The following is a 13,551-nucleotide window of genomic DNA, read 5'->3' as shown; positions in this document are numbered from 1 at the left end:
CGGGCGGGACCAGGCGTGGTTCAGGCCAGGTCGAGCGAGCGGGCGGCGGCCAGCGGGTCGTTGGCGATGGTGATCGGAGCGGGAGCGGTGGAGATGGCCCACTCCGGGTCCTTCAGGCCGTGCCCGGTGACCGTGCAGACGACCGTCGAGCCGGCCGGGATCCTGCCGGCGGCGGCCTGCTGGAGCAGGCCGGCCACGCTGGCCGCGCTGCCCAGCTCGACGAAGACCCCGACCTCGCGGGCCAGCAGCCGGTACGCGGCCAGGATCTCCCGGTCGGTGACGGCGGCGATCAGGCCGCCGGAGGAGTCCCGGGCGTCCAGCGCCCTGGTCCAGCTCGCCGGGTTGCCGATCCGGATCGCGGTGGCGATCGTGGACGGCTCGCGGACCACCTGGCCGGTGACGATCGGCGCCGCGCCGGCCGCCTGGAAGCCGTACATCTTCGGGGCCCGGGTGGCGTTGCCGTCCCGCAGCTCCTCCGAGTAGCCCATCCAGTAGGCGGAGACGTTGCCGGCGTTGCCGACCGGCAGGCAGTGGATGTCGGGCGCGTCGCCGAGCGCCTCGACGATCTCGAACGCGGCCGTCTTCTGGCCGTGCAGCCGGTCGATGTTGACCGAGTTGACCAGGGCGACCGGGTAGTCCTGGGCGAGCTTCGCCGCCAGCGACAGGCAGTCGTCGAAGTTGCCCTGCACCTGGAGCAGCTTCGCGCCGTGCACCAGCGCCTGGGCCAGCTTGCCCAGCGCGATCTTGCCCTGCGGCACGAGCACGGCGCAGGTCAGGCCGGCGCGGGCCGCGTACGCCGCCGCGGAGGCGCTGGTGTTGCCGGTGGAGGCGCAGATGATCGCCTTGTTGCCGGCCTCGACCGCCTTGGAGACCGCGAGCGTCATGCCCCGGTCCTTGAACGAGCCGGTGGGGTTGGCCCCCTCCACCTTCAGGTGGACGTCGCAGCCGAGCCGGGCGGAGAGCACCGGCGCGGGCAGCAGCGGGGTGTTCCCCTCGTGCAGGGTCACGACGGGCGTGACGTCGGTGACCGGCAGCCGGTCCCGGTACGCGTCGATCAGACCCCGCCACATGTCGCTCTCCTCGCTCTACCGCCCCGCTGGGCCGGGGGCACCGTCAGCGTGGACCAGCCTGCCCGGCCCGCCCGCGGCGCACCCGTCGTTAACCACCTGGCGAGACGCGAACGCCGTCACGCCCCGCCCTCGACCCGCAGCACGCTCGCCACCGACCGGACGATCTCCAGCCCGCGCAGCTCGCCGACGGTGGCGGCGAGCGCCGCGTCCGGGGCCACGTGGGTGACGATGACCAGGTCAGCGTCCTCGCCCCGGCCGGCCGCGTCGCCACCCGCCGGGCCCTGCCGCACCGTGGCGATCGAGACGTCGTGCCGGGCGAAGACGCCGGCCACCGCCTCCAGCACGCCCGGCCGGTCCGCCACGTCCAGGCTGATGTGGTAGCGGGTGAGCGCCTCCCCCATCGGCCGCACCGGCAGGTCGGCGTACGCGGACTCGCTGGCCGAGCGCACCCCGGCGAGCCGGTTGCGGGAGACCGCCACCACGTCGCCGAGGACCGCGCTGGCGGTCGGCGCGCCGCCGGCGCCCCGCCCGTAGAACATCAGCTGCCCGGCCGCCTCGGCCTCGACGAAGACCGCGTTGAACGCGTCGCCGACGCTGGCCAGCGGGTGGGTCAGCGGGATCATCGCCGGGTGCACCCGCACGCTGACCGTCTCCCGGCCGGCGGCGTCGGCGCCCCGGGCGGCGATGCAGAGCAGCTTGATGGTGCAGCCCATCGCCTTGGCGCTGGCCACGTCGGCGGCGGTGACCTCGGTGATGCCCTCCCGGTGCACGTCGGCCGCGCCGACCCGGGTGTGGAACGCCAGCGAGGCGAGGATGGCCGCCTTGGCCGCCGCGTCGAAGCCCTCCACGTCGGCGGTCGGGTCGGCCTCGGCGTACCCCAGCTCGGTGGCCTCCTCCAGCGCCTCCGCGAAGCCGGCGCCGGTGGCGTCCATGGCGGAGAGGATGAAGTTGGTGGTGCCGTTGACGATGCCGGTGACGCGGTTGATCCGGTCCCCGTGCAGCGACTCCCGCAGCGGGCGCAGCAGCGGGATCGCCCCGGCGACGGACGCCTCGTAGTAGAGGTCGCCGCCGCCCTCGGCCGCCGCGTCGTGCAGGGCCGCGCCGTCCTCTGCGAGCAGCGCCTTGTTGGCGGTGACCACGCTCTTGCCGGCCCGCAGCGCCTCGACGAGCCAGCTCCGCGCCGGCTCGATGCCGCCGACCACCTCGACCACCACGTCGACGTCGTCGCGTTTGATCAGCCCGAGCGGGTCGGTGGTGAACAGCGCGGGGTCGACCGGGAGGTCGCCCCGGTCGCGGCCGAGACGGCGTACGGCGATGCCGGCGATCTCCAGCGGGGCGCCGATCCGGGCGGCGAGGTCGGCCGACTGCTCGTGCAGCAGCCGGACCACCTCGCTACCGACCGTGCCGCAGCCGAGCAGCGCCAGGCGCACAGGTGACGTCATCCCACATCCAATGCGAGCAGGTCCTCTTCGGTTTCCCGCCGGACGATCAGACGTGCCTGGCCGGCCCGCACCGCGACCACGGGGGGCCGGGGCACGTGGTTGTAGTTGCTGGCCATGCTCCGGCAGTAGGCGCCGGTGCCGGGCACCGCGACAAGATCTCCGGGCTGCACGTCGGCGGGCAGGAATTCATCCTTCACCACGATGTCCCCGGACTCACAATGCTTTCCCACCACGCGGGCGAGCATCGGCTCGGCGGCCGACGCCCGGGAGGCCAGCGTCGCGGAGTAGGACGCGTCGTAGAGCGCGGTGCGGATGTTGTCGCTCATCCCCCCGTCCACGCTCACGTACGTCCGGATCCCGTCCACGTCTTTGACCGTGCCGACCTCGTAGAGGGTGAACACGGCCGGCCCGACGATCGCCCGGCCCGGCTCGATCGACAGGTGCGGCACCGCCAGCCGCTCGGCGGCGCACTCCGACTCGACGATCCGGCGCATCCGCTTCGCCAGGTCCTGTGGCGCGGCCGGGTCGTCCTGGGTCGTGTACGCGATGCCGAAGCCGCCGCCGAGGTCCAGCTCGGGCAGCTCCACCCCGCGCGCGTCGCGGATCTGCGCCTGCAGGCCGAGCACCCGGCGGGCGGAGACCTCGAAGCCGCTGGCGTCGAAGATCTGCGAGCCGATGTGCGAGTGCAGGCCGCGCAGCTCCAGCACGCCCTCGTCGAGCACGCGGAAGGCCGCCTCGGCCGCCGCCCCGCCAGCGAGGGAGAAGCCGAACTTCTGGTCCTCGTGGGCGGTGGCGATGAACTCGTGGGTGTGCGCCTCGACGCCGACGGTGACGCGGATCATCACCTTCGGCCGGACGCCCCGCTCCCGGGCCAGCGCGGTGAGCCGGTCGATCTCGTGGAACGAGTCAAGGATGATCCGCCCGACCCCGGCGTCCAGCGCCCGGGCCAGCTCGCCGACCGACTTGTTGTTGCCGTGGAAGCCGATCCGCTCGGGCGGCATCCCGGCCGACAGCGCGGTGGCTAGCTCGCCACCGGTGCACACGTCGAGGTGCAGGCCCTCCTCGGCGATCATCCGGACCACGGCACGGCAGAGGAACGCCTTGCCCGCGTAGTAGACGTCGACGCCGTCGAAGGCGGTGCGGAAGTCGCGGCAGCGCGAGCGCAGGTCGTCCTCGTCGAGCACGTACACCGCCGTGCCGAACTCGGCCGCGAGGTCGCCGACGCCGAGCCCGGCCACGGTGAGCACCCCGTCGCCGCCGCGCGCCACGTTGCGCGGCCAGAGCTGCGGCACCAGCGCGTTGACGTCGACCGGCGTACGCAGCCACGCCGGCCCCCGGCTGCCGATGTCCCCGTGCAGGGCACCGGCCTCGTGTGCGCGCATGTCACATCCTCTCGGGGGCGGAGACGCCCAGCAGGCGCAGCCCGTTGGCGATCACGGTACGGGTGGCGTCGTTCAGCCAGAGCCGGGCGCGGTGCAGGTCGGTGGCCTCCTCGTCGCCGCGCGGCAGGATCCGGCACTCGTCGTAGAACCGGTGGTAGGCCCCGGCCAGCTCCTCCAGGTAGCGCGCCACCCGGTGCGGCCCCCGCAGCTCGGCCGCCGTGGCGACCACGGCGGGGAACTCGGCGAGCGCCTTGAGCAGCTCGTTCTCCTTCTCGTGCCCGAGCAGCTCGGGGCGGAACGCCTCGGCGTCGCCCCGGGTCAGCCCCACCTCGGCCGCGTTGCGGCCCACGCTGGCCGTCCGGGCCGCCACGTACTGCACGTAGTAGACCGGGTTGTCGCGGGTGGCCCGGGTCCACAGCTCGACGTCGATGTCGATCGGGGAGTCGCTGGAGTAGCGGGCCAGCGCGTAGCGGGAGGCGTCGACGCCGATCGCGTCGACCAGGTCCTCCAGGGTCACCACGGTGCCGGCCCGCTTGCTCATCCGGACCGGGGCGCCGTCGCGGACCAGGTTGACCATCTGGCCGATCAGGATCTCCAGGTTGCGCTCCGGGTCGTCGCCGAAGCAGGCGGCCATCGCCTTCATCCGGCCGATGTAGCCGTGGTGGTCGGCGCCCAGCATGATCACGACCCGCTCGAAGCCGCGCTCGCGCTTGTCCAGGTAGTAGGCGCAGTCGGCGGCGAAGTACGTCCACTCGCCGTTGGACTTGCGCAGCACCCGGTCCTTGTCGTCGCCGAAGTCGGTGGTGCGCAGCCAGGTCGCGCCCTCGCTCTCGAACACCCGGCCCTGCGCGCGCAGCCGCTCGAGGGCGAGGTCCAGCTCGCCCCGGTCGTGCAGGTCCTTCTCGTTGAAGTAGGTGTCGAACTCCACCCCGAAGCCGCGCAGCGACGACTTGATCTCGGCGAACATCAGCGTGACGCCCTCGGTCCGGAAGACCTCCTGGGCGGCGTCGTCCAGCTCCAGCACGTCCGGGCGGATGCCCCGGACCGCCTCGGCGATCTCGGTGATGTACGCCCCGGCGTAGCCGTCCTCGGGGGCCGGCTCGCCCTTCGCGGCGGCGAGCAGGGAACGGGCGAACCGGTCGATCTGGGAGCCGGCGTCGTTGAAATAGTATTCCGTGCCGACGTCGGCGCCGGTGGCGCGCAGCAGCCGGCTGAGCGCGTCGCCGACGGCCGCCCAGCGGACGCCGCCGATGTGCACCGGGCCGGTCGGGTTCGCCGAGACGAACTCCAGGTTGATCTTCTGGCCGGCGAGCCGCTCGCTGCGGCCGTACTCCTCGCCGGCCTCGACGATCGTCCGGGCGAGCTGGCCGGCGGCGGCCGCGTCGAGCCGGATGTTGAGGAAGCCCGGGCCGGCGATCTCCACCGACTTGACCCCCGGGGCCCGCCCGAGCTGCTCGGCGAGGGCGGTGGCCAGCTCGCGCGGCGGGACGCCCACCTTCTTGCTGAGCTGGAGCGCCAGCGTCGAGGCGTAGTCGCCGTGCTCGGGGTTGCGAGGTCGCTCCACCGCCGTGGAGTCCGGCAGGGCGGAGCGGTCCAGGCCCCGCTCGGTGAAGACGGCGTGGGCTGCGGAGAGGACGACCTCGGCGAGTTCTGCGGGAGTCACCGATCCATGTTATCGGGGGTAGACTCGGTCCCCGCGGCGGCGACCCAGAGTGTGAAACCGGCCCGCCGGATCCCCTGACCGACCGACCTGACGAGGCACGATGAGCATCAGCACTCCGGGTGGCCCCGAGCGCCGCCCGACCACGGTCAGCACCGGCAAGAAGCCGGCGGCGGGCCGGCCGGCCGCGGGCGCCGGCAAGGCCGGGTCCGGCAGCGCCAAGGCCGGGGCCAACGCCAAGGCCGGGGCCGGCAAGCCGACGGGTCCCCGCCCGGGCGCCGGGGGCAAGGGCCGCAAGCCGGTCACCCCGGTGAAGGTGAGCCAGGGCCGCTCCTGGGGCCCCATCGCGCTCTTCGTCGCCGTGGGCGTGCTCGCCGTGTCGATCATCGGCTACGGCGCCTGGGCGTCGTTCCAGGGCGCCAAGCCCTGGGAGGACCGGGCGGCCGACATCCAGGGCATCGTCAACTTCCGCGAGAAGGACAAGGAACTCGTCTCGGGCGGCAACCACCAGACCGGCCCGATCACCTACTCGATCCTGCCGCCGGTGGCCGGCCCGCACAACGCGGCCTGGCAGAACTGCATGGGCGACGTCTACGACGCCCCGGTCGCCAACGAGCACGCGGTGCACAGCCTGGAGCACGGCACGGTGTGGATCACCTATCGCCCCGACCTGCCCGCCGACCAGGTGGCGAAGCTGACCGAGAAGGTGCAGGGCAAGGAGAAGATGATGCTCAGCCCGTTCGAGGGGCTGGACAAGCCGATCTCCCTGCAGGCCTGGGGCTACCAGCTCAAGGTTGACAAGGCCGACGACAGCCGGATCGACGACTTCATCAAGGCGCTGCGGGTCAACGCCTCGATCGAGGGCCCGACCGCGCTGTGCAGCCAGGGCATCACCGCCACCGGCACCGCGCCGCGTGACGGCAACCAGATGGGCTGAGGAGAACGATGAGCACCCCGACCATGATCGATACCGCCGAGCCGGCCAGCCCCGCTCCGGAGGAGGGGCGGCCGTCCGCGCGCCGCTGGGGCACCGCCGCGCTGGCTCTCGCCGTCGTGGTCGGGCTGCTCCTCGGGTACGCGGGCGGCCTGCTGACGCCCGGGTTGACCCGGCCGGGCGAGACCTCGGCGGAGGCGGGCTTCGCCCGGGACATGACGACCCACCACGCGCAGGCGGTGGAGATGGGCCTGGTCGCCTTCGACAGGGGCACGGACCCGGAGGTCCGCAGCATCGGCGGCGACATCGCCACCGCCCAGCAGGGTGAGCTCGGCATCATGCAGGCGTGGCTGCGCTCGTGGGAGCTCGACCCGGCGGGCAGCGAGCCGTCGATGTCGTGGATGCCCGACGGCACCGGAATGGTCAAGAACGGGCTGATGCCGGGCATGGCCACCCCCGAGGAGATGGCGAAGCTGCACGCGGCCGAGGGCCGGGAGCTGGACGTCCTGTTCCTGCAAATGATGATCAAGCATCACCTGGGCGGCATCCACATGATCGACGGCATCCTCGAGGCCAGCGACGAGCCCGACGTGGTCCGGACGGCCCAGACCATGAAGAACACCCAGCGCAAGGACCTGACCAACCTCCAGAACGCGCTGAAGCGCCTGGGCGGCTGACCCGCCCCCGCCGCACCGCTCATCCGTCGAGAGGTCCGCGTCGCGCCGGTTCACCCCGGCCGACCGGGCCTCTCGCCGTTCCCGCCGGAGCCGGTGCCCGGTTTGTCAGCATACATAACCTGATGGCCGGACTGACCGATTGCCTCACTAAGGGAGTTTTCTCCATACATATCGTGACCAGTTGCGATTCGGGCTCGTTGCGCAGGACGTGGGGGTTGCACTGAGAGACGCACGGCGTTCGGTCACCAGCTGGTGCCGACGCCACACCATCGGCGGTGACGGGGCGGTGGCAGCCGTCCGTCGCGGACAGCGGCAGGGCGAGCCGGGAACGCTCAGCCGCGAACAGGAACTCGAACTGATCGACGCCCTGCGGGGCGTCTACCCCGACGAGCTGGGCCTGGACGAGGAGCTGTGGACGCGGCAGAGCCTGCACACCCTCATCCAGCGCCGCTTCGAGCTGCCGATGGACGCCGGGGCGGTCGGGGCGTACCTGCGGGCCTGGGGGTTGGGCCCGCGGGAGCCCCGGGAGCGGGCCTGCGGGCTCTGCGTGGGCGCGGTGGAGCGCTGGGTACGCAGCGAGTACCCGGCCATCACCCGGGCCGCGCAGGAGCACCTCGCCGAGGTCTACTGGATCGGCCGGGTACGCCTGCGCGGCACCATGCCGGCCGCGGACGTCATCTCCGCCGTCTCGTCCCGCGGCCGGGTGCGCTTCATGATCACCACGCCGTCGGTCGACCCGCCGCTCCCCCGCGACTTCGTGCTGCGGCTCAGCGGCGAGGAGCAGCGGACGGTGCACCTGATCGTCGACGGCTCCTGGCCCCGCAACGAGTGGCCCCGCCGGCTGCCCCGCCGCGTCGTGCTGCACCCGCTGCCCAGCTGCGGCCGCGCCGTCGCCGCCTGAGCGGGCGCGGCCGGCCCGACCGGGCCGACCAGCCTGACCGGAGTCGGCCGGCCCGACCGGGCCGACCAGCCTGAGCGGGCCGACCAGTCGTTTCCGGGCCCGCCCGCAGCCGGGCTCGGCGACACGGGCTCGATCATCCGATACCGATTCGGCGTTCCGGGAAGGCGTTTGCTAGTCTTCTCAAGTCGCTGAGCCCCCGTAGCTCAGGGGATAGAGCACCGCCCTCCGGAGGCGGGGGCGCAGGTTCGAATCCTGCCGGGGGCACCACCGATGAGCACCACATAAGGCCGCTGACCAGGGCAATCCGGTCAGCGGCCTTAGTCGTACGTCCGGCCGTCGGCGACGGCGGCGGCGGGCGTCTGTGCCGAAGTTCCGGCGCGGCCCCAGAGCCACGGCCGAATCTCCCGATGCGCTGCCTGAGAGCTACGTCACCGCCGCCGAGGCATTTGGCGTAGATCCTCAGCACCTGCCACGAGACGCGCGCGCCGAGCCGCTGAACAAGGCGCGGGGGCGTGCGGTGCGACCCGAGGCCTGAAGCATCGAGTGCCCACTGTTCAAGCTCTGCATCTTCACGGCAAAGAAGTGTGGAGGCGCCCCGTCGGGCGTTCGACCCGGTGCGGTCGACCATCGCCGGAGCCCTCGGCACGTCGCCGGTGTCGGGAGCGGCGGCTGGAGTCCCTCCAGGGCCGCCTCGACACCGGGCCGCTGTTCTGCTCCGCGCGTAGGGGCGAGTGACCGCCGCCAGGGCCTCCGACGCCATCGTCATCTCGATGCGGGACGGACTGCGCACCAGCGCCGGCCACATACCAACCGGGACCGCGCAAGTCTCCGCGGGTGATCCGCCGGCCGACCCGCTTTCGGCGCAACCGGCTGCACACCTGTTTCAGGCAGCGTTACTCGACAAGCCGATCATCAATAAAACGCATCGACTTCAGGATCTTCCCCTCCTCGCTCTTGTCATAAATAGAGTATCTTTTCTGCAGATCTTCATCCGACCAGGTTATCGATACGATCAGATCGTTCTTGTGATGCTCCAGCCGATCCGTGCTCAGGTAACCTTCGTCAGGCTGCCAGTCTCTCGGCAGATCGTCGCTCTCCCGGTAGAAGTACATGTAGAACGCCCTGATCTTGCCGTCTGCCACCTCGGCCTCACCTTCGATGGGGTGAGCCTTGGCGTATCCCTCAACCAACTCTTTCAGTTCCACCAGGTCTTCGGGTGGATTCACGATCATGTAGTGCTTCCTGACAGTCAGGACCCTCTCGTCCGGCCTACCGAAGACCTCCTCCGTGTTGTCGATCTCGAAGATCTTCGTCTCCCCACCTGACTCCTCATTTTTCATACATCCAGACAGGCTCGATGAAAAGAGAAGTGCACCAACAATCAGGGCTAGCACCTTCAGATTGGCCTTGACCACTCAACTCCCCCTCATATGACATTTCATTTCCCGTGAGCACGGATGGGCCGCAGCACGGCTGGCGACGCAGACGGGATCGACAGGGCGGCGGAGTGTCGACGCGACAACGCCGGTCCGCTTCGACCCACCGCACGGCTGTTCGTCGATGGGGACCGCGAGGCATGCCGCGACGGCCACTGCGGCGCGGAGCCGCCATGAACGCGCGGCGAGGATAACGCGATCATGCGCGAGAGAGTACCTATCGGACCATGGTGGCCACAGGGCGAGTGAATCCGCCGGGGGCGGGGTGCCCGGGGGCACACCGAACACGCAACGGGGCGGACGCAGACGCGTCCGCCCCGTTGTCCGTCTCCGTCAGGTCCGTGGCGCGGTGGACCGGGCCCAGCGCAGCAGCGCGGTGAACGCCAGCACGGCGGTCACCGCACCGCCCAGCAGGCGCACCCGGTGCCCGGCGACGAACTCCGCGGCGACCTGCCGCAGGTACTCCGGGGAGTGCGTGCCGACCGGGTCGACGAACATGATCTCGTTGCGCGGCCAGAAGAAGAACACGGAGAACAGGAACTCGCAGGCGACGAACACCGCTGCCGCGCCGACGATCCACCAGCGCAGCCGGCGGTCACGCCAGGTGAGCACCGTCGCGGCGAGGGACGCGAGGACGACGGTGGCGCCGAGCGGCGGGAAGTAGTCACTCGGGCCGCCCGCCACCAGGAACTCGCGCGCCCGGTCCAGCGACGCCGGCGGGTCGCCGAAGATGTTCGGGTAGAGCATCACGGTCTCGGCGGCGACGCCGCCGAACGACATCATCGCCGTCCACACGAGAGCGACGAGCACCGCCCAGGTCAGCCTGTTGCGGGTCATGGGTCCTCCTGCCGATCCGTCGCGCCGTTCCGACGCCGTACGCCTGGTCGTCGTCGACGCTAGGCCGGCCGCCGTCGCCGGTCTGCCGCCCAGGAGCGCGAACCCGGGTCGCTTCCGGGCGTGCGCGGACGCCGCCCGGTCGCCCACCCGCGCGGTCGAGGTCGCTTCCCGACGTAGCCGACAGCCGCCGACGGACGCGCCTGGGCGACAGCGCCGGTGCCCGGTTGGTCCTACGCTCGTGGCGTGCCGGTATCCCGCCCCACCCGCACCGACGCCCTGCTCGGCCTGGCCACCTTCTGCCTGGTCGCGGCGGCCGTGGCCACCGGCGACGCCCCGAGGGCTCCGGCGGCGTACGGATTCGCGGTCGGCTTCGGGGCCCTGCTGCTGGTCGCCCGGTCCTGGCCCGTGCCGGCGCTGCTGGCGACCGCGCTCGGCATCACGGCGTACTACACGCTGGACCTGCCGCCGATCGGCCTGGCCGCGCCGGCCGCCGCCGTCCTGTACGCGGCGGCGGAGCGGGGCCGCGCGCTGTGGGCGGCGGTGGTCGGCGGGGCGTTGCTGGCGGCGTCGGTGGCGTCGCGGCTCGCGGAGGGCGACGACGCCGGCATCGTCCTGGGCTTCGGCCTTGGGTCCGAGGCGGCGCTGATGCTGGCCGTCGTCGCGCTGGGCGACGCCGTCCGGCACCGGCGCTCGCTGCGGGCCGAGCTGGCCCGGCAGGTGGTCGTGGCCGCCGAGGAGCGGCGGCGGGAGGCCGCCCGGCAGGTCGAGGCCGAGCGGCTGCGCATCGCCAGGGAGGTGCACGACACCCTCGGGCACACGATGTCCGTGGTCACGCTCCAGTCGGCGGTGGCGCAGGAGGCGCTCGCCGACCGGGCACCGGAGCGGGTGGACGTGGCGCTGGCGGCGATCCGGTCGGCGGGCGGCAGCGCGATGGCCGAGCTGCGCGCGACGCTGGGCACCCTGCGCGGCGACGCCGGCGTCCGCCGGCCACCGCCGGGGGTCGACCAGCTCGCCCCCCTGGCGGAGGGCGTCCGCCGCAGCGGGCTCGCCGTCGAGCTGCGCGTCGACGGCGACGTCGGCGCGCTGCCGGCGGTCGTGGGCACGACCGCCTACCGGGTCGTGCAGGAGGCGTTGACCAACGCGCTGCGGCACGCGCGGGCCACGAGGGTCGACGTCACCGTCCGGGCGACCGGCTCCCACCTGACGCTGGAGGTCGTCGACGACGGCCGGGGCGCCGCCGCGCCGCCCGGGGAGGGCGGCGGGAGCCAGGGGCTGCGCGGGATGTCCGAGCGGGTCGCCCTGCTCGGCGGGACCGTCCACACCGGCACCGCCGGGACGGGCGGCTTCCGGGTGTCCGTCCGCCTGCCGCTGTCCGGGCCCCGGCCGTGACCCCCCTGCGCGTCGTCCTCGTCGACGACCAGCACCTCATCCGTGCCGGGCTCCGCGCGCTGCTCGAACGCGACCCGGACATCGCCGTCGTCGCCGAGGCCGCCGACGGCGCCGCCGGCCTGGCCGCCGTCCGGGCCCACCGGCCGGACGTCGTCCTCATGGACGTCCGCATGCCGGGCACCGACGGCATCGAGGCCACCCGGCGCATCCTGACCGACCCGGGCCTCGCCGACGTACAGGTGGTCATGCTGACCACCTTCGACGACGACGAGTACCTCTTCGACGCCATCCGCGCCGGGGCGGCCGGGTTCCTGCTCAAGGACACCGCGCCCGACGCCCTGCGCGCCGCCGTACGCACCGTGGCCGGCGGGGACGCGCTGCTGTCGCCCGCCGTCACCCGCCGGGTGCTCGCCGCCGCCGCCCGCTCCCCCGCACCCGACGGCGCCCGGCTCGCCGGGCTCACCGAGCGGGAACGCGACGTCCTCGCCCAGGTCGGCACCGGGCGGTCCAACGCGGAGATCGGCGCCGCGCTGCACCTCAGCCCGGACACCGCCCGCACCTACGTCAGTCGCCTGCTCGCCAAGCTGCACGCCCGCGACCGGTCCCAGCTAGTCGTGATCGCCTACGAGAGCGGGCTCGTCCGACCCGGCGAGCGGTAGCGCCACGCCGACGACACTCCAGCCGGCCGCCGGGCTCCGCGCCGGCGACGAACCTCAGGCCGGCCGCCAGGGCTCCAGCCGGCCGCCAGGACTCCAGCCGCGCCGGCCGACGACGGACCTTCGGCCGGCCGCCGCTCACCGGCGGTGCGGCGCGTACGTCAGCCGGCGGCGCGACGGGCGCGGGCCCGGCGCTTGCCCTCGTGCATGGCCTGCACCCGCGCGATCGGGATGGTGTGCCCCTCCGCGACCAGGTCCGCCGGGAGCTGCTGCGGCGCGGGCATCCGCTCGGCCCACGGGTCGCGGTCGGCGACCAGCGCCGGGACGGTGCGGATCGTGAAGTCCGCCGGGGCGACGTCGCCCAGGTCGGCCCAGTCCACCGGGAACGACACCGGCACCCCCGGCCGCAGCCGGGGGCTGTAGGCGGCCACCACGGTCGCCCCGCCGGCCCGCGTCGAGTCCACGAACACCTTGCCGCCCCGGTCCTCGCGGATGAAGGCGGTGGTGGCCAGCGCCGGGTCCAGCCGTTCGGCGCGGGCGGCGACGGCCCGGGTGGCGGCGGCCATGTCCTCCACGGCGGCGCCCGCCGCGACCGGCACGAAGACGTGCACGCCCTTGGCACCGCTGGTCTTGACCGCGCCGGTGAGCCCGGCGTCGGCGAGCGCCTGCCGGACCAGCAGGGCGGCGGCCACCGCCAGCCCGAACGAGTCCCCCTCGGGCGGGTCCAGGTCGAGCACCAGGTGGGTGGGGCGGTGCAGGTCGTCCACCGTGGCCAGGGTGGGGTGGTACTCCACGGCGCGCTGGTTGGCGAACCAGAGCAGGGTGCGCCGGTCGTCGCAGAGCGCGTACGAGACCTCGCGGTGGGACGCCTCGGCCCAGACGGAGGTGCGGCGCACCCACTCCGGGGTGTACTTCGGCAGGTTCTTCTGCATGAACGCCGGCTGTCCGGGCCGGACCCGGATCACCGACAGCGGCCGGCCGCGCAGCGGCGGCAGGATCCGCTCGTGGACGGCGTCGAGGTAGTCGACCAGGTCCCGCTTGGTCGCGCCGTCGCCGTCGGACAGCGGCTGGTCGAGGTTGGTCAGCGACACGCCGTCCCGGGTCTCGTCAGCGCGGCTCATCCGACCACCTTCCCGGCCCGGCGGCCGGCGGTCAACCGGACGCGGC

The 13,551-nt window shown here is 73.1% G+C and carries 12 protein-coding genes and 1 tRNA gene; 6 read left to right on the top strand and 7 right to left on the bottom strand.

The genetic code is table 11. From position 1 onward, the window contains the following. Positions 1 to 20: 20 nt before the first annotated feature. From thrC to argS, 4 genes are all read right to left on the bottom strand, one after another. Complete coding sequence (gene thrC, locus ACZ6O2_RS22025) at positions 21 to 1,070, bottom strand: threonine synthase (protein WP_350703632.1); 1,050 nt, start codon at positions 1,068 to 1,070, stop codon at positions 21 to 23. A gap of 116 nt (positions 1,071 to 1,186) precedes the next feature. After that, entirely contained in the window at positions 1,187 to 2,500 is a 1,314-nt protein-coding gene (locus tag ACZ6O2_RS22020; RefSeq protein WP_357459600.1) for a homoserine dehydrogenase, read from the bottom strand. A gap of 8 nt (positions 2,501 to 2,508) precedes the next feature. After that, entirely contained in the window at positions 2,509 to 3,894 is a 1,386-nt protein-coding gene (lysA, locus tag ACZ6O2_RS22015) for a diaminopimelate decarboxylase (RefSeq protein WP_466024106.1), read from the bottom strand. A 1-nt stretch (position 3,895) separates the two neighbouring features. Continuing rightward, entirely contained in the window at positions 3,896 to 5,557 is a 1,662-nt protein-coding gene (argS, locus tag ACZ6O2_RS22010) for an arginine--tRNA ligase (protein WP_466024105.1), read from the bottom strand. A gap of 100 nt (positions 5,558 to 5,657) precedes the next feature. On the opposite strand from argS, the gene ACZ6O2_RS22005 reads away from it, so the two are divergent. The 4 genes from ACZ6O2_RS22005 to ACZ6O2_RS21990 all read left to right on the top strand — a co-directional run bounded on the left by ACZ6O2_RS22005 (position 5,658) and on the right by ACZ6O2_RS21990 (position 8,333). Further along, a complete protein-coding gene (locus ACZ6O2_RS22005; RefSeq protein WP_350703638.1) occupies positions 5,658 to 6,491 on the top strand; it encodes a DUF3105 domain-containing protein in 834 nt (277 codons plus the stop codon). Between the two features lie 8 nt (positions 6,492 to 6,499). Further along, positions 6,500 to 7,165, top strand: coding sequence for a DUF305 domain-containing protein (locus tag ACZ6O2_RS22000; RefSeq protein WP_466024104.1), 666 nt, complete (start codon positions 6,500 to 6,502; stop codon positions 7,163 to 7,165). Between the two features lie 208 nt (positions 7,166 to 7,373). Further along, the gene (locus ACZ6O2_RS21995; protein WP_350704142.1) at positions 7,374 to 8,066 is read left to right on the top strand and encodes a winged helix-turn-helix domain-containing protein; all 693 of its coding nucleotides are present in this window, start codon (positions 7,374 to 7,376) and stop codon (positions 8,064 to 8,066) included. A gap of 192 nt (positions 8,067 to 8,258) precedes the next feature. Continuing rightward, a tRNA-Arg gene (locus ACZ6O2_RS21990) sits at positions 8,259 to 8,333 on the top strand. Between the two features lie 626 nt (positions 8,334 to 8,959). Here ACZ6O2_RS21990 and ACZ6O2_RS21985 read toward each other — a convergent pair. Next, a complete protein-coding gene (locus ACZ6O2_RS21985) occupies positions 8,960 to 9,481 on the bottom strand; it encodes a hypothetical protein (RefSeq protein WP_350703640.1) in 522 nt (173 codons plus the stop codon). Between the two features lie 354 nt (positions 9,482 to 9,835). After that, on the bottom strand, positions 9,836 to 10,339 hold the full coding sequence (locus ACZ6O2_RS21980) for a DUF1772 domain-containing protein (protein ID WP_350703642.1): 504 nt from the start codon (positions 10,337 to 10,339) through the stop codon (positions 9,836 to 9,838). Positions 10,340 to 10,582: 243 nt separating this feature from the next. Between ACZ6O2_RS21980 and ACZ6O2_RS21975 the strand changes: the two genes are divergently transcribed. Further along, positions 10,583 to 11,728, top strand: coding sequence for a sensor histidine kinase (locus ACZ6O2_RS21975; protein ID WP_466024103.1), 1,146 nt, complete (start codon positions 10,583 to 10,585; stop codon positions 11,726 to 11,728). Beyond that, a complete protein-coding gene (locus ACZ6O2_RS21970) occupies positions 11,725 to 12,387 on the top strand; it encodes a response regulator (protein WP_466024102.1) in 663 nt (220 codons plus the stop codon). Before ACZ6O2_RS21975 ends, ACZ6O2_RS21970 begins: the two co-directional genes overlap by 4 nt. Positions 12,388 to 12,545: 158 nt before the next feature. Here the strand turns inward: ACZ6O2_RS21970 and ACZ6O2_RS21965 are convergent, their stop codons facing one another. Then, entirely contained in the window at positions 12,546 to 13,505 is a 960-nt protein-coding gene (locus tag ACZ6O2_RS21965; protein ID WP_466024101.1) for a DNA polymerase domain-containing protein, read from the bottom strand. Positions 13,506 to 13,551: the final 46 nt, after the last annotated feature.

This window comes from Micromonospora sp. NPDC048040, from assembly GCF_055587185.1.
Note: the sequence above shows the minus strand (reverse complement) of the source record. Positions and strands in the feature narration are given on the sequence as shown.

Coding starts and splice junctions, on each gene's coding strand:
- ACZ6O2_RS21980 (WP_350703642.1), bottom strand. CDS start 10,339: ATGACCCGCAACAGGCTGACCTGGGCGGTGCTCGTCGCTCTCGTGTGG.
- ACZ6O2_RS22005 (WP_350703638.1), top strand. CDS start 5,658: ATGAGCATCAGCACTCCGGGTGGCCCCGAGCGCCGCCCGACCACGGTC.
- ACZ6O2_RS22000 (WP_466024104.1), top strand. CDS start 6,500: ATGAGCACCCCGACCATGATCGATACCGCCGAGCCGGCCAGCCCCGCT.
- ACZ6O2_RS21965 (WP_466024101.1), bottom strand. CDS start 13,505: ATGAGCCGCGCTGACGAGACCCGGGACGGCGTGTCGCTGACCAACCTC.
- thrC (WP_350703632.1), bottom strand. CDS start 1,070: ATGTGGCGGGGTCTGATCGACGCGTACCGGGACCGGCTGCCGGTCACC.
- lysA (WP_466024106.1), bottom strand. CDS start 3,894: ATGCGCGCACACGAGGCCGGTGCCCTGCACGGGGACATCGGCAGCCGG.